Source organism: Actinomycetospora chibensis (assembly GCF_028737215.1).
Taxonomy (GTDB): domain Bacteria; phylum Actinomycetota; class Actinomycetes; order Mycobacteriales; family Pseudonocardiaceae; genus Actinomycetospora; species Actinomycetospora chibensis.
In genome coordinates this window covers 1-20,345 of sequence record NZ_JAQZAM010000037.1, presented here as the reverse complement: position 1 = coordinate 20,345, position 20,345 = coordinate 1, and the positions used below count along the sequence as shown (strand labels likewise).

The following is a 20,345-nucleotide window of genomic DNA, read 5'->3' as shown; positions in this document are numbered from 1 at the left end:
CGTCCGCGGCGACGCGCTGGTGTTGTCCAGTGTTGATGCCGTTGCTCGTGCGACTGCGACCCACGCCGTCCTCCTGCACGCCGGCCTCACTGATCCGAGGTCATCGGAGCCCCAGCAGTATGGAGCATGATTATTCGCGGAACTAGGTCGTCGTCGGTGCGAGGCGGCGACCGGTCATCCGCTCCGCCCGGATGCGGATCACGTGGGCGGTGCGTCCCGGCGCCCACGGCCGGTCCGCGGGCTCGGCCAGCGCGACCAGCTCGTCGATGTCGTTGACGATCTCGGCATGCCCGACCACGACGACACTCCAGCCGGTGCACGTGTCCGGGTCGAGCTCGTCCGCCTCGAAGGCGACCGTGCCCCGCGAGACGGCGGCCGCGAGCTTCCCGCCTCCGCTGGTGCGCATGATCACGTCGTCCCCGTCCAGGCTGAAGTTGACCGGGTGCACCACCGGCATCGTCTGGTCTGTGAAGACCATCCGGCCGACCTGGAGCCGCCCGAGCAGGCGGAGGCACTCCGTCCGGTCCAGCTCCACGAGCTGCGGGTGCTCGCCCATCACTGATTCCCCCGTGGTGCTCTCGCCATTCCGTCGTCGATGAGTATGAGGGATATTTGTCCTCAAAAGTAGGGCCGACGGAGGGAGTGGCCGTGACCTACGTGATCGCCGAGCCGTGCATCGACGTCCTGGATCGCTCCTGCCTGGAGGAGTGCCCGGCCGACTGCATCTACGAGGGCGCGCGAGCGCTCTACATCCATCCCGACGAGTGCGTCGACTGCGGGGCGTGCGAGCCGGTCTGCCCGGTGGAGGCGATCTACTACGAGGACGATGTGCCCGAGGAGTGGGCGGCGTTCACCGATGACAACGTCCGGTTCTTCACCGATCGACTGCTGGGTGCGGTGACGGCGCTGGGCTCCCCGGGCGGCGCGGCCAAGCTCGGTGCCGTGGGCGCGGACACTCCGTTGGTTGCCGGTCACCCATCGCGGGGATGATTGATGAGTGAGCGTTCGACCTCCCGCCGTCGATCCGTACACAGCGCAGGCCTCACCCGTGCGTCGCCACGTGCTCGCCCTGTTGCGCGATGCTGGATCGCCACGAGACGCTCAGCAGCTCGCGGCCGCCATTTCCCTCCACGTGTCCACGGTGCGGTTCCACCTCCGGATCCTCGAACAGGCCGGTCTGGTGAGCAGTCGTTCCGATCCCCGAGGCAGCACCGGACGTCCGCGCACCGTTTACACCGCCATGCCCATCACCACGGGGGAGGGTGCCCCTTCGCCCTACGAGCAGATCGCCCGCGTGCTCGCCGCGCACCTCGACGAGACCGAGGCCGGGCGCACCGCGCGCGCCGAGGAGGCCGGAGCCTCGTGGGCCGCGCAGCTCTCCCGCCCGCGTCCGAACGGGACGGGCACCGGCATCGACGCGGCGGTCGAGCACCTGACCGGCGTCTTCGCCGACATGGGGTTCGATCCCGAACCCGTCAGCGTGGGGGCCCGGCGGCACATCAGGTTGCGCGCCTGCCCCTTCCGTGCCGTCGCTCGCGAACATCCCGACGTCGTGTGCGGGATACACCGGGGACTCCTGCGCGGCATCCTCTCCCGGATCGGTGCACCCCCCGTGACGACCGAGCTGCTCCCCTTCGTGGAACCGGAGCTCTGCGTCGCGCAGGTGTCGCCCACGACGAGCACTACCGCGAACGCATGATGCCGCGGCACGCCTCAGCGCGGTGTGATCGACCACAGCAGGCCGGGGATCACGGGTTCATCGCAGCGCGAGCGGAGTCTCGGAGGCGATGCGAGTCAGCTTCTGCGGCGCATTCGGGACGCGGAGGCCGCGGGCGGCGCCGGTGACGATCGCGATGCGGTGGTCCAGGCATCGGAGGGGCTCCGTTCGGTGGCTGGGTCACGCGGACGCGGCGCGGACGAGGCCGCCGCCGATAATGAGGCGTTGGATCTCGCTGGTGCCCTCGTAGAGCCGCAGCAGGCGCACGTCGCGGTAGATGCGCTCGACGGGGATCTCACGCATGTGGCCGGCGCCACCGTGGACCTGGACGGCGAGGCCGGCGACGGTGCCGACCATCTCGGTGCAGAAGAGCTTGGTGGCGGACGGGGCGATCCGTCGGTCCTCGCCCGAGACGTAGGCGCGGGCGGTCTCACGGACCATCGCGCGGCCGGCGAACACACCGGTCTGGAGGTCGGCGAGCATGGCTTGCACGAGCTGGAAGTCGCCGATGCCCCGGGATCGCCCACACCGTCGGCGCGCCGACGAGGCCACCCGCGAAGCGGGCGCGGAGTGGACCACGGCGACCCGCGCGTCGAGTCCCTCGAGGACCCGCGATCGATGTCCATCGCGCGCCCCCTCGTCCTGCGCTCCGCGGCGTCCCTCTACGCAAATTCAGGCTGCGGCCGTCCCCGGCAACCCCGGTTGTCGAAAAGCGACAATCTTCAGTAAAGCTCCTGGCCAGACCGACAAGGTCGGCTCGGGGATCAGTCCTGGTCGTGCTCCGTCGCGGCGAGCGCGATGATCATTGCGAGCCGCTGTTCGGGCTGGTCGACGGCGAGGTGGGTGGCGCCGTTGATCTTCCGCAAACCGGTAGCGCACGGTGTTCGGGTGCACGTCGAGCTGAGCCGCTGTGACGGCGACGTCGCCGTGCGCCCCCAGCCAGGCCCGGAGGGTCTCGATGTAGCGGGTGCCGAGCAGCTCGTCATCCCGTCGCAGTTCGGCGACGGGACCCCGCGTCGGGATACGCCCGTCCGCGCGATCGAACGTAGGCGACGCAACAAGATGCGGTCCCACGACTCGTCGTAGACCGCGGCCGGCGCGTCGTGCCGGGCGGCGTGCAATGCGAGGCTCTCGTCGGCCTCGCGACGACTGGCGGGAAGCGACATCGGCACGGACGGCGCCCCGATCCCCGCGACCAGGGCGATGTGCGAGGGCAACGCGGCCCGCACGGTCTCGACCCAACGGCGAGCGCCCTCGGCGTCGTCTCCCGCCGGCAACACCGTGTACACGGTGGTGGCGAACAGTGCACTGCGGCCCAGGCGGGACCAGCCGAAGCCGGTCGTGACGTGCTCGAAGACCAGGAGGGCCCCCGCGTGCTGCTCGTCGTCGACATGGGCCTGCAGCGCCACCACCCGCAACCCGTCGAACTGGGACCGAGCTGACTGATCATGGCCTGGGCGTCGCCACTGCCTTCCAGCAGCCTCGTGACCAGATCCGATTCGACCTGACGCTCCAGATCGGCGCTCGCCCTCGAGCGCAGCAGGTGTAGCGCCGCGGTTCGCGCGCCGTCCTCGAGGACCCGGCGCTGCTGATCGTCGCAGGGTTCAGCGGACTCCACCCACAACGATCCGAGCAGCTCGCGGCCGGCGCGAACCGCGACCACGATGCGCCCTCCGAGCCCGCGCGAGGGGGAGGGCGCGACGAACAGCGGAACATCCGAAGCGGCAAGGTGAGAGAACACGCCGCGCTCGGCGAACACCGCGCGCACCGCGTCCGGCAGGCGCCGGCCCAGGATGGTCTGGGAACGTACGGCGTCCACTGCGCCATCGGCGGTGGAGTACGCCAGCACCCGAGAGAGCTGGTCCTCGATGACCACCGGGCCCGCAACCGCGGCGGCCAGGGTGTCCGCGAGAGCGAACAGGTCGGTGGGGCCCCGCCCCGACTCGGTCTCCCGTCCTTCGAGGCCAGCCCGTACGCCAACCCCGTCAGGTGGCTCCATGACGCCTCGAGGTCGGCCAGCCCCACCGCGACCCCGGTCTCCTCGGCCGCCGACAACACCCCGGGTGCCAGCGGCGAGGGCGCGGAGCAGCACCACCGTCGCCCTCGCCGCCTGGGCTAGACGCACCGCCCGCTCCGGTGAGTCGACGCCGACCGCGAGGAAGACGTCCCCCGTGGCCGTGCGTCGATCGGTGGGGTCGTGCAGGAGGAGACTGCGCAGCATCGCCTCACGGGAACGAGGGCAGCACACCAGCCGCGTCCCGCTGCTGGTCAAGACGTTCACCAGTCGATTCCAGCGTGATCATCCGCTAACCGTTCTCCCGGGGAACTTACGTACCGCCGTGATATGGCATGCGGGGTCGGGAGCATCTGTCCCGGCCGACAGTAAGCGTCGGCGCCTTTGTTCCGATGCAACAACCAATGGTGTCGCCGCAGGGTCCATCGTCGGGGCTCGAGCAGAGTCACAGGAGGTGCCCATGGCCGGGCCGGGTGGCGACATGACGCCGCGTAGCGCCGTCGTCGTCGGAGCTGGGATCGTCGGTCTCTCTACGGCGTGGTTCCTGCAGGACCGTGGCGTGCACGTCACGGTGGTCGAGCGCGACGAGGTCGGTGCCGGAGCGTCCTGGGGGAACGCCGGCTGGCTGTCACCGGGCCTGGCGATGCCGCTGACTTCACCGCACGTCCTGGCCGAGGGACTGCACGGACTCGCCGATCGACGGGCTCCGCTGAGCATTCCGGTGCGCCCGGATCCCCGCCTGTGGGGCTTCCTGCTGCGCTTCGCGGCGCACTGCCGCACCCGGTACTGGCGGCAAGCGGTGCAGGACTACCTTCCCTTGCTGACCGAGAGCCTGCCCGCCTTCGACACCCTGGCCGCCGAGGGCGTCGAGGTCGCCGCCCACGACGCCTCGGTGGTGGCGGGGTTCGGGACGAAGCGGGCATCCGACGGCTTGGTGCGCGAGCTCGCGCTCGTCCGCCGGCTCGGCGTGCCCGTGTCATTCGACGACCTCGATCGCGACGAGCTCCGGACGCTGCGTCCGCAACTCTCGGACCGGGCGATCGCCGGGGTCCGGCTCGACGGGCAGCGCTTCGTCGATCCGGGGCGTCTCCTCGACGGGCTCGCCCTGTCGGTGGTGAGCCGTGGAGCCACCGTCCGCCCGCGGTTCACGGTCTCGTCCATCACCGCCGACCGCGGTCGCATCGCGGTGTTTCCTGAGGAGGGCCCGCCCGTCACCGCGGACGTCGCTGTCGTCGCCACCGGCGCTCGTCTCGACGACCTCGTCCGCTCCCCTGGGGTGCGGACCCGGGTCCGGGCCGGGAGGGGCTATTCGTTCAGCGTTCCCACCGACGCCCCGGTAACGGGCCCCATCTACCTGCCCGGCGTGCGGGTTGCTTGCACTCCCTACCGGGGTCAACTGCGGGTCGCGGGCACGATGGAGTTCCGGGCCTCCGACGACCCGATGGACGTCAAGCGGGTCGACGCCATTGTCGACTCCGCCCGCCCCCTGCTCACCGGAGTGCGCTGGGACGAGCGCAGCCGCCCCCGGGTCGGCTCCCGACCCGTGACGGCTGATGCGCTGCCCGTCCTGGGCGCCACCCGCCAACCCGGTGTCTTCGTGGCCGGCGGCCACGGCATGTGGGGCGTAACGCTCGGCCCGGTCACTGGACGGCTGCTGGCCGAGCAGATCACGACCGGGAAGCAACCCGCCGAACTGATCCCGTTCGACCCGCTCCGTTAGACGGGCTCAACAGGAGACCGAGCACGACGGATCGGGGATAGACCATGATGGGTATCGACGAGACCAACCGGCGCGGTGACAGCCAGGGCCTGGCGGATGCGGTCGTCGGCGTGGAGTCGATCGCCCAGACCCTGATGGGCGCTCCACGACGTGAGGGCCTTCAGTCGGTCCTCGACACCGTGCTGTGCGGTGCGCTCCGCGTTGTGCCTGGGGCACGAAGCGCGACGACCCTCCTGCTCGATCGCCGCCAACAGATTGCTGCACGGGCGTCGTCGGACCCCGCAGCCGCGGAGCTCGACGATCTCCAGGTCGCGCTCGGGGAGGGACCAACTCTCGAGGCCGCCTTCTCCTCCGCCGTCGCCGGCAGCACGAACCTGTACCGAGCAGTTAAGTGGCCACGATGGGCAGCGCACGCGGCCGGGTTCGACTACAGCGCGGTGCTGGCGGTCCCCCTGCAGGGTCAACTCGTCAGAGGCGCCCTCACGCTCTGCCGGACGACTGATGACGTCGCCCTCGACGAAGCGATGGCACGGCTCGTGGCTTGCGCTGCCGCGATGGCCCTCGACCACGCTGTCGACGTCAGCGGGCCGGCGCGTGCGTTGGAGGTGCACTACCTACGCACCCTCGACGACAGCGACCGGTTGCGGACGCTCCTCGCTTCTGCGACCCGCGTGGCGGTGATCGGCGCCTCGGTGTTGGGCACGACTCCGATCCCGACGACGACGCCGTCGGCCTCGACGACGAGGTCACACCCGCGAGTTCGTCGCCTTCTGGCTCGCCGACGGTCAGGTCCTGGCCGGGATGAGGGACTTCACCGACGACATTGGACGGCTGATCCGTTCGCGGGAGGTCGTGGAACGGGCCCGTCTGGCCCGACCCCGCAATGCCGCTGGCCGACCTCGCCTGGCGGCACTCGGCGTCACCAACTCAGTAGTAGGATTCCGGTGGTCAGCAGGGCAATGACCTTTCCGACCTCGAGGCCGATGTAGGCGTAGTGCCCGCGCGACCGAGGCGGGTCCTCTCCCGCGAGGACCCTGTCCGACCGGCGAGCCAGAGCCGGACGCACCACAACCACCTGCACCACCAGGATCACGACGGCGACCGCGCCCACGCCCACGCCGCGGCTGGTTGCGCTGCCGAGGAGGCCCGCGATTGTCAGCACCACGGCGAGGGCAGCTTCCACGGCGTTCAGCGCGCGGAAGACCACCCGGCCGATTCCCAGGCCCACGGGAAGGGTGACCTCGGGCGCGCGGAACTTCAACGGCGTCTCCAGGAACGAGATGGCCAGAACCATCCCGAGCCACACGAACGTCACCGCCGTGGCCACCGCCAGCGGCGGACTCATTGCTCGCTCGCGCCCGTGTCGGCGGAGACGTCCTCGGGTCCGTCCAGCCGGCCGGGGGTGGTGGCGAGATGCGCCACGCACAGGTCGGGTTCGACGAACGGCTCGAGCCGCTCGACCGTCACTGGCGCACCGAGGACGTCCATTGCGCCCTGCATCAGCCCCAGGTGCAACGAACAGACGAGCTGGGCCCCGGACTCCACCAGCTCCAGGAAGGGGCAGTGGCGCAAGGCGACCCGCCCGTCGGCGGACGAGGCCTGCTGCTCAGGTGCGAACCCCAGATCGTCGAGCAGGTCCACGAGTCGAGCGATCGCATGCACATCGGTGAACCGCTCCGACGAGGCCGGCTGCTCTATCAGCTCTGCGCCCCAGGCCCGTCCGGCGTCGCGGGCCCTGGCCCCGGCACCGGGTTCGGCGCCGAGCTGGCCGGCGAGGATGCCGGCCAACAGTCGGTAGCTGCGAGGCCCAGCCGGGTCCATGCCGCGTCGAGCCCGGAATACCAGCGGCGGTCGGCCCGGTCCCACCACCGTGCCGTCGACCTGCTCGACGTGACGGCTACGAAGCAGGGACTCGAGATGGAAGCGCGCCGTGTTCGGGTGCACCTCGAGCCGATCCGCGATCTCCGCGATGGTCATCGGGGACCCCGACACCCGCAGCGCCGTCACGATCTCCCGTCTCCGTCCGCTCAGCGGCTCGGTGGCGCCGGCGTCGACAGACCTCCACCCGCTCCCCGTCGGGGACCGGCCGTCAGCTTCCGCACGCCGCCCCGGGCTCGGCGGGATCACGCGAGCTGGTGCGGCAGGGCTGCCACCATCACCGTGTCGGCCCCGACGGCACCCAACTTGGCCGCGCCGCCGGGTGATCCGATCGGCGCATCCCGGCCGGCGAGGGGCTCGGTGAAGAACCGCGCGTTGTCGACCAGGTACTCCGCGAACTCGGCGGGGAGGTCGTCCTCGTAGTAGATGGCCTCCACCGGGCACACCGGCTCGCACGCCCCGCAGTCGACGCACTCGTCGGGATGGATGTACAGGCTGCGCGCGCCCTCGTAGATGCAGTCCACGGGGCACTCGTCCACGCACGCCCTGTCGAGCACGTCGACACACGGCAAGCCGATCACGTACGTCATGAGACCCAATTTACACAAGTTGCCCTAGTATCAATAGGCGCAAGCGACGAGAGGAACCCATGTCCGACCCAGAGCTCGACGTCCGCCCGCTGCGCAAGCCCGACAAGCACCCGGCCATCTTCCGGACCTACGACTCCCTCGCCGCCGGCGAGTCCTTCGTGCTGGTGAACAACCACGACCCGCGCCACCTGCGTGAGGAGTTCGAGACCGAGCACCCCGGCGGCTACGCCTGGGACTACCTCGATCGCGGGCCCGCGTCCTGGCGTATCCGGATCAGCAAGGTCACTGCCGCCCCGTTGCCCCGCGTCCTGTGCGACACGATGGCCGCGACCAGGGACGATCCAGACACTGCAGGGCCCGTGTGGTCGCTGCCGATGCGCCGTCGCGACCTCGACTCCAACATCATCCGACTCCGTGCGGGGGCCGGCATCGACCCCCACGTCGGTCCGGATCTCGACGTCCTGATCCTGGGCATTGCGGGCGCCGGTCGGGTGCTCACCGAGACCGATCCACTCGAACTCCGGGCAGGAATCCTGGTCTGGCTCCCGCGCGGTTCCCGACGCGGCTTCGCGGCCGGTCCGGAGGGTTTGAGCTACCTCACCGTGCACCAGGCACGGAAGGCCCTCGTCCTCCAACCGCCACCGGCTGCGGGCTGATAAGCGTCGAGGCGCATCCATTTATTCGTCGCCTTCGACAAACACTGGATAGCTATTTGTATCGGCGGGACAAGTGGTGACGGAACGGCGAGGTCCAGGCTGGGGCGCATCGGATGACTCCCCGTGAGGGGTGTCAACGGACGCCGCTGAACGGCCGCGCGAAGAATCTGTCCGGACGCTGGAGGTGTCCCGTGCTTCACCGTCATCGTTCTGGCGGCGACCCGACGCGAAAGAGTCACGACGTCGAGCCCGGCACTCGCTGCGCCCTGGCTCGGCTGGGGGCGGCCGAGGCCAGTTGGGAGAACGAGGGCGGGCGCCTGCTCAGGTCCGTGGCGTCTCGGAGGACACGGCACCGGGCCGGCCCGTGCGAGAAGCAACGTTGACTCCTCACCACGACGTCGGACGGCGAGGGAACACTGGACGGAGAGGACCTGGACATGACGACACGGTTCGGCGTGCGGGTGGGTCGGGTCTACGAGGACCGCACACTCGACGGCGAGATCAGGGTTCTGGTCGATCGCGTATGGCCGCGCGGGTTGGCCAGGGCGTCGGCGGACCTCGACTGGTGGTGCAAGGACGTCGCGCCCTCGAACGCGCTGCGCAAGTGGTACGGACATGACCCGTCGCGGTTCGACGAGTTCGCGCGCCGCTACCGGGTAGAGCTCGACGAACCGGGGCGGGCGACGGCATTCGCACACCTGCGCGGGCTCGCGGCCCAGCAAACGCTGACGTTGCTGACCGCCACGCGCCGGCCCGAGATCAGCCAGGCCTCCGTCCTGGCACAGCGGCTCGAGGGCGAGAACAGCACCGGCTGATGGGCACGACGCCGATCGAGGACTTGCAGTTCAACGCTCATCTGGTCGACCCCACAGTGCGCGTGGGTCGGCCCTGACGGAGGTGGATGAGTCACTACTCCGGCTCCTGACATGCTCCTCGGCGCTGCGAGTATGCGTGCCGCCCGTGGCTCGTCGGCGCACCCATTGAATCGTCTCGCCGGGAACGCATGGCCAGAAATATCGTGATACGATATGTAAGAGTACGGCGCATCGGTCCAGATCTGAGCTCTTTGGGTTCGGCGTGGCGGGCTTCGTCGTCCGTCGGCTGAGTATTCCCATGTCGGAATGGCGTCGTGCGAGCCCGGCGGCGACTGGCCCGCCAGCATGCCACGCCTGGGACTGGCCTCCGTGGGATACTCCGTATCGTAACGCGATATACCCACAAGCCGGTAGGTTCTCGTCGGCAAGAGGTGGTGACCGGAGGCGGTGGACGTGGTGGCGCAGGCCGACGGTGAGTCCGGTCCGATGTCCAAGGAGGACTTCGAGGCGCTGGCGCGCTTCCGCTTCGCCGTTCGGTCGTACCTGCGCTTCAGCGAGGAGACGGTGCGCGAGCACGGCGTGACCCCCCAGCACTACCAGCTGCTCCTGGCTATCAAGGGCGTCCCGGGCCGCGAGTGGGCGAGCGTGGGCGAGCTCGCCGAGCAGCTCCAGCTCCGTCACCACAGCACCGTCGAGCTCGTCAATCGTGCAGTGGGCAACGGCCTGGTGGAGCGCGCGGCCGACCCCGGCGACGGCCGCACCGTGCGGGTCGTGCTCACTGACCGCGGACAGCGGATGCTGGCGGTGCTGAGTCCGCTGCACCGCGACCAGATGCGGCGCATGGCCGAGGCGCTCACCCCTCCGCGATGGGGCTCGGTCGACGGGTCGGACGTTGTCCTCGGGACCTGATACGCGTGCTCGCCGTCCGCCCGAGCGAGCGTCGACCTCCCACGCCGAAGACCCCCATGGCGACCAGGCTCGCGGTGTCCCATGCCACCCGGCCCGACCCCGCTTCACTCGTCCGCCCGAGCCGGGCGCTGCCGGTCTCTGCACCTTTCGGTCAGCCTGGCCTCTGCGGAGGAGCTCTGCCAGCTCCACTCGTTCTGTCCAGATGATGCGCACTCGGTCAGTTCTCAGTGGGCCTGGCCCAGAGCCAGGCCGGGCCCGAGCAATCGCCGGTGCCGATGCAGCCGGAGCAGGACGATGATGGCGGCGACGATGGTCAGGGCTAGGGCGGCTGCTCAAGGCTTTCGAGAGAGGCGATCGGGATGACGCTCACCGCGCTCGAGTCCGACAACGAGGTCGGCCGGCGGTCTCCCGTCGCTGCCGTGGGTCGACGGTCGTGACCACACCGGGCGAAGACCGCGATCCGATCATGCCCGCCGCGTTCATCGGCCACGGGAACCCGATGAACGCACTGGAAGTCAACCGCTACACCACGGCCTGGCGGGCGCTGGGTGCGACGGTGCCGCGTCCGCGCGCGATCCTGGTGGTCAGCGCGCACTGGTACATCAACGCCACCGCCGTCACGGCGATGCCCCGCCCGCGCACCATCCACGACTTCTACGGCTTCCCGCAGGAGCTGTTCGACGTCCAGTACCCCGCTCCGGGCCTCCCCGAGCTCACCGAGGAGGTCAGCGAGGTCGTCCATCCCACGTGGGTCGGCGCCGACGTCGACAGCTGGGGGATCGATCACGGGACCTGGTCGGTGCTCGTGCACGCGTTCCCCGACGCCTTCATCCCCGTCGTGCAGCTCAGCATCAACGCCAACAAGCCCCTCCATCACCACCTCGAGCTCGGCGCGAAGCTCGCCCCGCTGCGCCGGCGGGGCATCCTCGTCGTCGGCAGTGGCAACGTGGTCCACAACCTGCGCGCCATGGACTGGGGCCTCGCCGACGACGGCTACGACTGGGCAGAGCGGTTCAGCGACGATTCGCGGGAGCGGATGCTCACCGACCCCACGGAGTTTGCGGTGCTCGACGCCCACGCCGACTTCAACCGGGCGGTGCCCACTCCCGACCATTTCATCCCGGCCCTCTACTTCGCCGGGCTGGCCGGGGCGAGCGCCGACCCGGACATCGACGTCCTCGTCGACGGCTACGCGTACGGGTCGTTGTCGATGACCGCCTACACGCTCGGCGCGGACTGCCCCACGACCCCGGAGGGCGCCGGGGCTCCCCGGCCTCCAGACGAGCTCCCGCCCGACGCGACGAACATCTAGGGCGACGCCGGGGAGGGGTCAGCTCAGGGCCCCTGTCGCCTCCCGGGGGTGGTGCTCCAGGGGCGTGGCCGCCAACAACGTGAGCCGGACCTCGGCGCCGGACGGCAAGGTGCACCGCCGGACGTCGCCCGGCCGAGCCCCCAGGAGTGTTCGCCCGAGGGGGGACTCGGGCGAGTAGACGTCGAGGGGGGCGTTCACCATCGGCCCCCCGTGCGCCAGGAGGAACACCTCGGGGTCGCGGTCCTCGTCGAGACGCACGGTCAGCACCATGCCCGGCTCGGCGATCCCGTCGTCGCGGGGTGCGCCGGCGGTGTCGCCGCGCAGGAGGAGCTCCTGGAGGTCGCGGATCCGCCGTTCCCGCCACTCGTAGACGGCCAGGCCGTCCGGGCCCTCCTCGTCGAGACGGCGCGGGGTCGAGCGATGGGTCAGGAGCAGCCGGTTCAGCTCGGAGACGGCCTGTTCGTGGGCCTCCGGGCTCAGCCAGGCGCTTCGGGTCGATGACATCGCGGGTTCCACCGATCAGTCGTGGGGGCGGGACGGGACGACGCTCAGCGCCGGGTCGGGACCGGCTGTCGCGCCGGACGCGGGGCGGCGCGGCCGGCGTACTGGTCGGCAGGACTGCGGTACGCGCCGGGGCCGGGCGGGAGCGCCACCGCACAGGGACTGCGTCGGAGGAGCTCCTCCAGCTCCACCAGGCGCCCATCCCGGAGGTTGTGGTCGAGTGGCGTCGGACCGGCGACGACGATCAGTTGGGCCCGCCGGCCGACGTCGAGCAGCGCTGCCACCGCTGCTCCGGCGGGGGCGCCGTCCTGGCCGTCGGGGCGCCGGCTTCGCGGCCGCACCGAGATCAGGTCGACCCCGAGGTGCCTCGCGGTCCGCGCGGCCAGGTCGTGGACGACGCGGTCGTCCGGGGTGCCCGCAAGCCCGACGACGACCGGGCGGGCCGAGGGCGTGGACGCCCACGAGCCGGCCCACCTCGCTGGCACGAAGGCGGTCGGACAGGCGGCGCGTGCGAGGAGGAAGCGGGTGGTGCGGTCCGGCTCGGACGACGGGTCGGTGGGGCGGCGGCATCCGAGCACGAGCAGTTCGGCGTCCCGTGCCCGCGCCCGCAGCGTCGGCCCGGTCGCTCCGACGAGGGACACGGCGTGGATCGCGATCGTCGGCGCGACCGCGGACGCCACGGCCCGCGCTCGCCGGAGGGTCGGCGCGCCTCGAGCGTCGGTGATCCCCGTGGTCGCCGGTCGGACCTCCACCAGGTGCAGGGGCACCCGCCGTCGATCGGCCTCGGCGGCCGCCCAGCTCACCGCGGCGAGGACTCCGAGCGTTCCGTCGACGCCGACGACGACGCCTTCGGAGGACACCGGGCCACCCCGGGGTGAACGCCTCTTCTCCGCCATCCCGCTCCTCCTCCCTGCCTGGCCGGTCTAGCCCCGTGGCCGAGCATCGTCAGGATGGCGAGGGGTGGCGTTGTCCTCCGCCGACAACGCTCCGTCGAGGATCTGTCGTCCGGAACAGCGCGGACGTCGGTGGCCCGCGCCAGGGTGGTCACGACACCGTCCGTCGGCGCCCGGCGGAGACGAGCCGTGACCAGTACGAGGAGGTCGAACGATGCTCAATGACCAGGAGCGCACAGCGCTGCTCGACATCGAACACCGGCTGGTGGCCGACGACCCCTCGTGGGTCAGGGCCTTCGACGCCACCGCGCAGCGAGTGGCGCGCCAGCGGGCCCACGAGATGGGCTTCCACGTGGTGGCGGTGATGGTCTGGACGGCCATGTCCGTGCTCATGGTCGTGGCCGACGCGGCCGGGCCCGCGATGTTCTTCGCGGCGCTGGCCGGGCTGTCCGTCTGGCTGATCCGACGGCTGCGTCGTCCGGCCCGGACGGACCCCGCCACGGGGACCGCGACGAGTCGGGACCCGGGTGACACCGCCTCCGGCCGCGCGCCGGCCTGACGAGATCAGTCGACGTCGTCGTCCATCGCCGCGAGCGCGACGATCATGGCGAGGCGTTGGTCGGGGTGATCCGTGGCGAGGTGGGTGATCGAGTCCATGCGGCGGAGCCGGTAACGCACGGTGTTCGGGTGCACATCGAGGGCGGCGGCGGTACCGGCGATGTCGCCGTGCGCGGCGAGCCAGGCCCGCAGGGTCGGCACGTAGTGGGTGCCGTGGTGGTGGTCGTGTCGTCGGAGATCGACGACGGGACCTCGGTCCGGCACACGCCCGGCCGCGGTGACCGCACGCAGCCGGCGCAGCACGATCCGGTCCCACGACTCGTCGTAGGCGACCGGCGGGAGCTCGGGCCTGGCGGCGTGCAGGGCGAGGCACTCGTCGGCCTCGCGGCGGCTGGCCGGCAAGGACGGTGCGTCGGCGACGCCGCCGATGCCGGCCACGAGGCCGACGTGGGGCGGGAGGCCAGCGCGCACCGATCCCACCCAGCGGCGCGCGCGGTCGACGGCGTCGTCCGGCGCGGGCAGCAGGGTGTAGACCGTGTTCGCGAACAGCGCGCTGCGCCCGGGGCGGGACCACCCGAAGCCCGTGGTGACGTGGTCGAAGGTGAGCAGGGCCCCGGCGTGCTGCTCGTCCTCGGCGTGGGCCTGCAGGGCCACGACGCGCAGTCCCTTGGCGGGCAGGCCGAGTTGGCTGATCATGGCTTGGGGGTCGCCGGTGCCCTCGAGCAGCCGGGTCACCAGGTCGGACTCCACCTGGCGTTCGAGGTCGGCGCTGGCCCGCGAGCGCAGCAGGTGCAGCGCCGCGGTCCGGGCGCCGTCGGCGAGGACGCCCCGGCGCAGGTCGTCGAAACGCGTGCCGGTCTCGACCCAGAGCGACCCGAGGAGCTCCCGGCCGGCCCGGACGGCGACCACCATGCGCCCGCCGAACCCGTGGTCGGGGGAGGGCTCGACGAACAGCGGCTCGTCGGAGCCGGCGAGATGCCCGAACACCCCGCGCTCGGCGAACACCTCCCGCACCGGGTCGGGCATCCGCCGCCCGAGGATGGTCTGCGAGCGCACTGCGTCCACGACCTCGTCGGAGCTGGAGTAGGCCAGCACCCGGGAGAGCTGGTCCTCGATCACCACCGAGAATCCCCCGAGGGCGGCGGCGAGGGTGTCCGCGAGCGCGAACAGGTCCGTCGGGCCCCGGCCCGACTCGGTCTCCCGGCCCTCGAGGACCAGTCCGTAGGCCAACCCGGTCAGGTGGCTCCAGGACACGTCGGGATCGACCAGCACCACGGCGACCCCCGCGTCCGCGGCCGCCGACGCCACCGCCGGTTCGAGCGGCGCCGGCGCCCGCACCAGCACCACGCGCGCCCGCGCCTGCGCCGCCAGCCGGACGGCCTCGGCCGACGCCTCGACCCCGACCGCCAGGAAGACGTCGCCGGTGGTCGGGCGGCGGTCCGTCGCGTCGTGCACGACCACGCTCCGCAGCATCGCCTCGCGGGCGTGGACGCCGGCGACAAGACGCGTCCCGCTGCCGGCCAGGACGTTCACCAACCGATCCAGCGTGATCATGCCGCTTCCTCGTTCAGGGGTCACAAAGTCGAGCCGCGAGGTTGGACGACCATACAACCACTTGGCACTCGAACCATCGCATCATGGTTGTTGAAAGTTCTACTCAGGAACGGAGGCGCGGAGATGACGACGACGGCGGCAGGACGCGACGTGCGGGCGATCGCCACCGAGCACATCGACCAGGAGGCGCGACGGTTCACCCGTCGGACCCGCACGGTCATGGCTGTAGAAGGCGTGCTCGCGCTGGGTCTGGGTGGTGCCGGCGTCGCCGCCGCGCTGGGCGCGGACACCGCGACGGTCATGGTGGCCGGGTTCCGGATGGGGCTGCCCCACTTCGCGGTCGTTGCCGGCCTCGGGGTGCTGATCCTCGCGACCCTGCGCCACCCGGTCGCGCTGCGCCGGGCCGCCAGCATCTCCGCGGTGGTGGCGACGGTGATGTTCCTCGCCGGCGGTGCCTACTACCCCGACGGTGTGTGGGACGTCAACGTCGCCGGCATCTTCCTGCCGGCGGTCATCGCCCTCGCCGGCTTCGTCGAGGCCGTGCTCCTCAGCAGCGCCGACTTCGTCACCGCGCCCAGCGACACCGCCTACTCAGCCGACCCGGCCACCAGCGGTGAGCGCGGGGAGGCGCGGGAGCCCGCGGGGCGGGCATCGTGACGGGCATGCCTGCCGGGGACCGCGATGGCCCCCTGCTCGTCGGCTACGACGGGTCCCACGGCGCGGCCACGGCGATCGCCCTCGCCGCCAACCTCATGCCTGATCGCCACGCGCAGGTGGCCCACCTCTGGAGCCCGCCGGACGGAGGATCCGCCCTGCACCGCCGGCTCGCGCACCGCGCCTGGACCGCTGAGCACCTCGACACGCTGGTCGAGAGGGAGGCCGCCGCGGCGGCGAAGGGCGTCGCGGCATCCGGGGTCGCGCTCGCCCAGGCCGCGGGCTGGACGGCAGAACCGCTGGTGCGGGGGGTCTACGGCGGCGAGGGTCACGAGCTCGCTCGTCTGGCCGCGCAGGACGGGACCGCGGTCGTGGTGGTAGGGTCGCGTGGCCTCGGCGGGGTCCGGGGGCTGCTCGGGAGCGTCTCGGACCTCACGGTGAACCGCAGCCCGGTGCCGGTGCTGGTCGTGCCCCCGCTGCTGGCCGAGGAACGCGCGGCCACGGTGTTCGGCCCGGTGCTCATCGCGCACGACGGGTCGGACGGTGCGGAGCGGGCCCGGCACACCGCCACCGAACTGCTCCCCGGGCGGAGCCACGTGATCGCCCGGGTGGAGTCCCCTCTCGACCTGCGCTCGCTCGGAGTCCGGGGCGCGGGCGCCGCTCCAGTCGCGTCGGATCGGTCCAAGCAGGACGGATCGCCGTCCGGGACGGTCACCCTGCAAGCCGACGCCTTCGGCCCGCGCGCCGTCGCCGACGCCCTAGCCGAGAAGGCCGCGGCACGGGGCGCCGGTGTCGTCGTGGTCGGCTCCCGCGGGCGGTCGATGATCCGCGAAGCGCTGCTCGGCAGCGTCGCCCGCGCGGTGCTGCACCACGCGCACCGACCCGTCCTGGTAGTGCCCTCACCGCCGCACTGACGGAATCGGTCTGCGCAGAGGTCCGCCACACCGCCTGGGGGGAGTGGGGAACCTCCCGGCCGGGTGGCCGCTCCGTGACCACCACTCACGCCGGATGCTCGTCATCGGGCGCTCGACGCCCTCGATCGCCGCCTGACGGCACTCCGGCCCCCACGTTCTGCCCGGGACGCCCTCCGTGCCCGGACCTCCGGGCGGGTTCCCTCCGACGAGGCGCCGCTCGCCGCGGCGTGAGGTCCGTGTCGACCTCGGTCGGGATGCGCGCGACCTTCGCCGCGGGCGGCCGCCGGTGCCGTCCGGATCGGCGCCCGGACCTGGTCGGCGGCGGGGACGGTGCCGCTGGTCAGCATCGGTGGGGACGAGGGCCCCGGTTGGCGGGCGCCGGCGCCCGGGCGGTCCTGTTCGGCCGGAGGTCCCGGCCCGGGATGCCTTCGGTCTCTGTCGCCCGTGACGAAGGACGGGAGCGTGGCACCGACACGTTCGAGGAGGGACCCCATGGTCGACCACTCGCAGCCACCGGCCGGCGTCGTCGTCGGCGTCGACGGCAGTCCCGCGACCCACGGCGCGGTCGCTTGGGCGGCGAGGGAGGCCGCGCGACGTCAGGTGCCGCTCGACCTCGTCCAGGTGCTGCCTCCTTCGGAGCGGTCGCACGACGAGATGCGCAGCCCGTCCGGGCGCGCTCACGCGCTGCTCGAGCAGGCCCGGCACGCCGCGCACGCGGTGGCGCCCGACCTCCCGGTGCGCCTGGCGGTGGTCGACGGCGTGGTCGGACCGGCCCTCGTCGCGACGGCCGCGCAGGCGCGCCTGCTCGTCCTCGGGGCCCGCCCGTCCGGTGGCGTCGCCGACGCCGGTGTCGGCCGCACCGTCGCCCGCGCAATGGGCCACGCCGCCTGCCCCGTCGTGGTGGTCCCGGCGCGCTGGGAGCCGGGCGTCGACGAGGCGGCTGTGATCGTCGGCGTTGACGGCTCCACCGAGGCGGAGGGCGCGGTCGCGTTCGGCGCCGACGTTGCCCAGCGGACCGGCTCGTCGCTCACCGCCGTGACGGTCGCCGCGCGGTCGGGCGGGGAGACCGACGAGGACGTCCGTCGCCACCTGGCCGAGGGCGTGGCGGGCACCGCTGGCGCCCACCCCGACGTGCCCCTCCGCGAGGTGGTGCGCCGGGGCCAGGTCGCCGAGAAGCTCCTCGCCGAGGCCCGCGACGGCGCGGCCCTGCTCGTGGTGGGCTCGCGTGGCCGCGGGGCAGTCAGCGGCGTGCTGCTGGGTTCCACGAGCCAGCGCGTCGTCCACGCCGCCTCCTGCCCGGTGGCGGTCCTGTCCCCGCAGGCGGCGGTGTCCTGGGCGCACCCCGAGCAGTCGCAGCACGCCGAGCGCTCCGAGGCCGGGGAGGCCTCGTGACCGTGACCTCGATGGGCGCGCGGGTGCCGCGGCGCGCCCCGGCGGTGGTCGTCGGGGTGGGCGACGGGCTGCTCCGGACACACGTCCTCGACCGGGCGGTGGCCCGAGGCTCGCCGCCGGGACCACACGGTGCGGGTGGTCCACGCGCACGACCCGGACTTCGCGGAACCGACCGGGGACGACGATGCCGGCGAGCGCGCCGAGAGCTACCTGCAGCGCACCGCACCCGACCTCGGGGTGCGCCGCACCTGCACCGAGGAGGATCCGGCGACCGCGCTGGCCGCGGCCTGCGGGCCGGAGACGGTGCTCGTCCTCGGAGACCGGCACCGCCGTCTGGCCAGCGAGGCGGGCCGCACCACGGAGGAGCTCATCGCGATCGCGCCGTGCCCGGTGCTGGTGGTCGCCGAGAACCGCGCGTCCTCGCCCGCCGGCACGTCGCCGCGTGCGGTCGTCGTCGGGGTCGATGACGCGCCCGGCGCCTTGCAGGTGCTGCTCCGGGCCCTGCGCGTCGCGGAGGAGCTCGGCGAGCCCGTCGAGGTGGTCCGGGCCGTCGGTGAGGTCGGGTACGGGGCCGAGGGGATCGCGCGTCGGGAGCAGGACGAGATCGAGACCTCACCGGTCGAGGCGCTCATCGCCACGCCGAAGGACAAGGTCCTTCGGTGTGCCGGTGGAGGTCGTGGTCGCCGAGGACCGGCCCGCGCGGCTGCTGCTGGAACGGTCCGCCGGCGCCGCCCTCGTGGTCGTCGGGCACCGAGGCCACACTGCAGGGGACCTCGTGGGCATCGGTTCTACGACGCTCTCCCTGCTCCTCGCCGCACCCTGCCCTGTCCTCGTGCTGGGCCCGGCGCTCACCACGAGCGGTGAGCGGTAGATGCCGAAGTGATCAGGACGGTGCCGGGGTGACGCTCCGCGCCGTCGACCCCGGGCACCACGGCGACCGGGCAGGGCGCTTGGAGGACACGGCGGAGGGCCACTGACTCGATCATGCTGCCCCACACAGCCGTGGCCGCAGTGCCCGACGACGAGCAGCGCGGCGGGGCGCGCCAGGTCGACGAGCACGTCGGCCGCACCGCCGAATGGGAAGGCGAGCTCGAGGGGCGCACCCGGGACCCCCAACGTCTCCTGGACCCGCCGGATGAGCGCGAGGAACGGGCCTCGTCGCAGCCCCGCTGGCCGCCGCCTAGACCGTATGGAGGTCGGCGCCTCCGCTCGCAAGTTGGCGCGGGTCACCGTCGCTGGTGGCGGTGCTGACCTTCCCTCGGTCTCGCGGACACCGACCTTGAGGCGGCTCCGGCTGCCGGGGAGGATCTGTCCGTGCCTGCACCTTTCCCGCCGAAGTTCCGGCGTCGGGCTGTTGAGCTGTTCCGGGAGCGGGCCAGACCGGTCTCGCAGATCGCGGCCGAGCTAGGGATCTCCGAGTCGTGTCTGCGGCGCTGGGCCGCGCAAGACGATGTCGACACCGGTCGGATCGAGGGCGTCAGCAGCGACGAGCGCGGGGAGCTGGCTCAGTTGCGCCGCGCCAAGCGCCGCCTCGAGATGGAGAACGAGATCCTCAAGCGGGCCGCGGCCTACTTCGCGCGGGAGAACATCCTCACAAAATGATCTACCCGGTAGTCCGTGAGCTTGCCGCCGACGGCGTTCCCGTCGCGACGGCCTGCCGGGTGCTGAAGGTGTCCACCAGCGGCTTCTACGACTGGCGCGACCGCCCCAGCAGCCCACGGGAGCGGGCGAACCTCGAACTCGTCGAAGTCATCCGCGCCATCCATGACGACTCCCGCGGCACCTACGGCTCCCCGCGAGTGCACGCCGAGCTGCGGCTGGGAGCACCGCAGCTGGTCGTGAGCCGCAAGCGCGTGGAGCGGCTCATGCGCACCCACGGCATCGTCGGGGTGCACCGCCGGCGCCGCGGCGGGGGTCACCCGCCGGGACCCGGCTGCCGAACCCCACGCCGACTTGGTCGAGCGGCGCTTCCACGCCGAGGCCCCGAACGAGCTGTGGTGCTGCGACATCCCCAGCACCGCACGGGCGAAGGCTGGCTGTACTGCGCGGTCGTTCTCGACGTGTATTCCCGCCGCGTCGTGGGCTGGTCGATCGCGGATCTCCTGCGCTCGGACATCGTGGTCGATGCGTTGGAGATGGCCTGTTGGCGACGTAAACCCGCAGCTCACAGCCTCGATGGGGCGGACACCGTGGTGCACTCCGACCACGGCAGCCAAGGCGGATTCAACTGGTCGTCGCAACACCTCGATCATGGAGGTGTTGATGGGT

The 20,345-nt window shown here is 72.0% G+C and carries 22 protein-coding genes and 3 pseudogenes; 16 read left to right on the top strand and 9 right to left on the bottom strand.

The genetic code is table 11. The features are described 5' to 3' along the window. Window positions 1-142: 142 nt before the first annotated feature. Window positions 143-556, bottom strand: a complete 414-nt coding sequence (locus tag PH189_RS29665; RefSeq protein ID WP_274192468.1) for a pyridoxamine 5'-phosphate oxidase family protein — start codon at window positions 554-556, stop codon at window positions 143-145. 92 nt (window positions 557-648) lie between these two features. Between PH189_RS29665 and fdxA (PH189_RS29660) the strand changes: the two genes are divergently transcribed. From fdxA (PH189_RS29660) to PH189_RS29655, 3 genes and pseudogenes are all read left to right on the top strand, one after another. Further along, window positions 649-990, top strand: a complete 342-nt coding sequence (fdxA, locus tag PH189_RS29660) for a ferredoxin (RefSeq protein ID WP_274192467.1) — start codon at window positions 649-651, stop codon at window positions 988-990. Between the two features lie 7 nt (window positions 991-997). After that, window positions 998-1,177: pseudogene (locus PH189_RS30600) on the top strand (helix-turn-helix domain-containing protein); the annotation flags it as partial. A 63-nt stretch (window positions 1,178-1,240) separates the two neighbouring features. Then, window positions 1,241-1,699, top strand: coding sequence for a helix-turn-helix domain-containing protein (locus PH189_RS29655; protein WP_274192466.1), 459 nt, complete (start codon window positions 1,241-1,243; stop codon window positions 1,697-1,699). 198 nt (window positions 1,700-1,897) lie between these two features. Here the strand turns inward: PH189_RS29655 and PH189_RS29650 are convergent, their stop codons facing one another. Continuing rightward, window positions 1,898-2,296: an acyl-CoA dehydrogenase family protein gene (locus tag PH189_RS29650; protein WP_274192465.1), complete on the bottom strand. Its 399-nt coding sequence runs from the start codon at window positions 2,294-2,296 to the stop codon at window positions 1,898-1,900. 185 nt (window positions 2,297-2,481) lie between these two features. Continuing rightward, window positions 2,482-4,001 (bottom strand): annotated as a pseudogene (locus tag PH189_RS29645) (PucR family transcriptional regulator). A gap of 190 nt (window positions 4,002-4,191) precedes the next feature. On the opposite strand from PH189_RS29645, the gene PH189_RS29640 reads away from it, so the two are divergent. Then, complete coding sequence (locus PH189_RS29640) at window positions 4,192-5,451, top strand: NAD(P)/FAD-dependent oxidoreductase (protein ID WP_274192464.1); 1,260 nt, start codon at window positions 4,192-4,194, stop codon at window positions 5,449-5,451. A 919-nt stretch (window positions 5,452-6,370) separates the two neighbouring features. Here PH189_RS29640 and PH189_RS29635 read toward each other — a convergent pair. The 3 genes from PH189_RS29635 to fdxA (PH189_RS29625) all read right to left on the bottom strand — a co-directional run bounded on the left by PH189_RS29635 (window position 6,371) and on the right by fdxA (PH189_RS29625) (window position 7,919). Next, entirely contained in the window at window positions 6,371-6,796 is a 426-nt protein-coding gene (locus PH189_RS29635; protein ID WP_274192463.1) for a hypothetical protein, read from the bottom strand. Continuing rightward, window positions 6,793-7,458 carry a helix-turn-helix transcriptional regulator gene (locus PH189_RS29630; RefSeq protein ID WP_274192462.1) on the bottom strand — a complete coding sequence of 222 codons (666 nt, stop codon included), beginning with the start codon at window positions 7,456-7,458 and terminating at the stop codon, window positions 6,793-6,795. Before PH189_RS29630 ends, PH189_RS29635 begins: the two co-directional genes overlap by 4 nt. Before the next feature lie 116 nt (window positions 7,459-7,574). Beyond that, window positions 7,575-7,919, bottom strand: a complete 345-nt coding sequence (gene fdxA, locus PH189_RS29625; RefSeq protein ID WP_274192461.1) for a ferredoxin — start codon at window positions 7,917-7,919, stop codon at window positions 7,575-7,577. Between the two features lie 59 nt (window positions 7,920-7,978). Here fdxA (PH189_RS29625) and PH189_RS29620 point away from each other — a divergent pair, with 59 nt between their 5' ends. From PH189_RS29620 to ygiD, 4 genes are all read left to right on the top strand, one after another. Further along, the gene (locus PH189_RS29620; RefSeq protein ID WP_274192460.1) at window positions 7,979-8,575 is read left to right on the top strand and encodes a DUF2249 domain-containing protein; all 597 of its coding nucleotides are present in this window, start codon (window positions 7,979-7,981) and stop codon (window positions 8,573-8,575) included. A gap of 437 nt (window positions 8,576-9,012) precedes the next feature. Beyond that, window positions 9,013-9,390 (top strand): DUF488 domain-containing protein, encoded by a 378-nt coding sequence (locus PH189_RS29615; protein ID WP_274192459.1) that lies wholly within the window; start codon window positions 9,013-9,015, stop codon window positions 9,388-9,390. A 447-nt stretch (window positions 9,391-9,837) separates the two neighbouring features. Then, entirely contained in the window at window positions 9,838-10,299 is a 462-nt protein-coding gene (locus PH189_RS29610; RefSeq protein ID WP_274192458.1) for a MarR family winged helix-turn-helix transcriptional regulator, read from the top strand. A 466-nt stretch (window positions 10,300-10,765) separates the two neighbouring features. Further along, the gene (gene ygiD / locus PH189_RS29605; protein ID WP_274192457.1) at window positions 10,766-11,611 is read left to right on the top strand and encodes a 4,5-DOPA-extradiol-dioxygenase; all 846 of its coding nucleotides are present in this window, start codon (window positions 10,766-10,768) and stop codon (window positions 11,609-11,611) included. Between the two features lie 18 nt (window positions 11,612-11,629). Here the strand turns inward: ygiD and PH189_RS29600 are convergent, their stop codons facing one another. Both PH189_RS29600 and PH189_RS29595 read right to left on the bottom strand, forming a co-directional pair. Continuing rightward, window positions 11,630-12,115 carry a GreA/GreB family elongation factor gene (locus PH189_RS29600; protein ID WP_274192456.1) on the bottom strand — a complete coding sequence of 162 codons (486 nt, stop codon included), beginning with the start codon at window positions 12,113-12,115 and terminating at the stop codon, window positions 11,630-11,632. Window positions 12,116-12,159: 44 nt separating this feature from the next. Then, window positions 12,160-12,972, bottom strand: coding sequence for a universal stress protein (locus PH189_RS29595; protein ID WP_274192455.1), 813 nt, complete (start codon window positions 12,970-12,972; stop codon window positions 12,160-12,162). A gap of 247 nt (window positions 12,973-13,219) precedes the next feature. Between PH189_RS29595 and PH189_RS29590 the strand changes: the two genes are divergently transcribed. Continuing rightward, complete coding sequence (locus PH189_RS29590; RefSeq protein WP_274192454.1) at window positions 13,220-13,564, top strand: DUF3040 domain-containing protein; 345 nt, start codon at window positions 13,220-13,222, stop codon at window positions 13,562-13,564. 5 nt (window positions 13,565-13,569) lie between these two features. Here the strand turns inward: PH189_RS29590 and PH189_RS29585 are convergent, their stop codons facing one another. Then, window positions 13,570-15,117, bottom strand: coding sequence for a PucR family transcriptional regulator (locus PH189_RS29585; RefSeq protein ID WP_274192453.1), 1,548 nt, complete (start codon window positions 15,115-15,117; stop codon window positions 13,570-13,572). A 123-nt stretch (window positions 15,118-15,240) separates the two neighbouring features. Between PH189_RS29585 and PH189_RS29580 the strand changes: the two genes are divergently transcribed. The 7 genes and pseudogenes from PH189_RS29580 to PH189_RS29555 all read left to right on the top strand — a co-directional run. Then, window positions 15,241-15,774: a hypothetical protein gene (locus PH189_RS29580; RefSeq protein ID WP_274192452.1), complete on the top strand. Its 534-nt coding sequence runs from the start codon at window positions 15,241-15,243 to the stop codon at window positions 15,772-15,774. Between the two features lie 5 nt (window positions 15,775-15,779). Further along, window positions 15,780-16,685 (top strand): universal stress protein, encoded by a 906-nt coding sequence (locus PH189_RS29575; RefSeq protein ID WP_274192451.1) that lies wholly within the window; start codon window positions 15,780-15,782, stop codon window positions 16,683-16,685. Between the two features lie 492 nt (window positions 16,686-17,177). Then, a complete protein-coding gene (locus PH189_RS29570; protein WP_274192450.1) occupies window positions 17,178-18,077 on the top strand; it encodes a universal stress protein in 900 nt (299 codons plus the stop codon). Window positions 18,078-18,194: 117 nt separating this feature from the next. Then, window positions 18,195-18,467 (top strand): annotated as a pseudogene (locus PH189_RS30595) (hypothetical protein); the annotation flags it as partial. Between the two features lie 73 nt (window positions 18,468-18,540). Further along, window positions 18,541-18,948 (top strand): universal stress protein, encoded by a 408-nt coding sequence (locus tag PH189_RS30590; protein ID WP_378014995.1) that lies wholly within the window; start codon window positions 18,541-18,543, stop codon window positions 18,946-18,948. A gap of 443 nt (window positions 18,949-19,391) precedes the next feature. Beyond that, window positions 19,392-19,679 (top strand): transposase, encoded by a 288-nt coding sequence (locus PH189_RS29560; protein ID WP_274192449.1) that lies wholly within the window; start codon window positions 19,392-19,394, stop codon window positions 19,677-19,679. Next, a partial coding sequence (locus tag PH189_RS29555) for an IS3 family transposase (protein ID WP_274192448.1) occupies window positions 19,676-20,345 on the top strand: 670 nt, incomplete at its 3' end. The genes PH189_RS29560 and PH189_RS29555, both read left to right, overlap by 4 nt.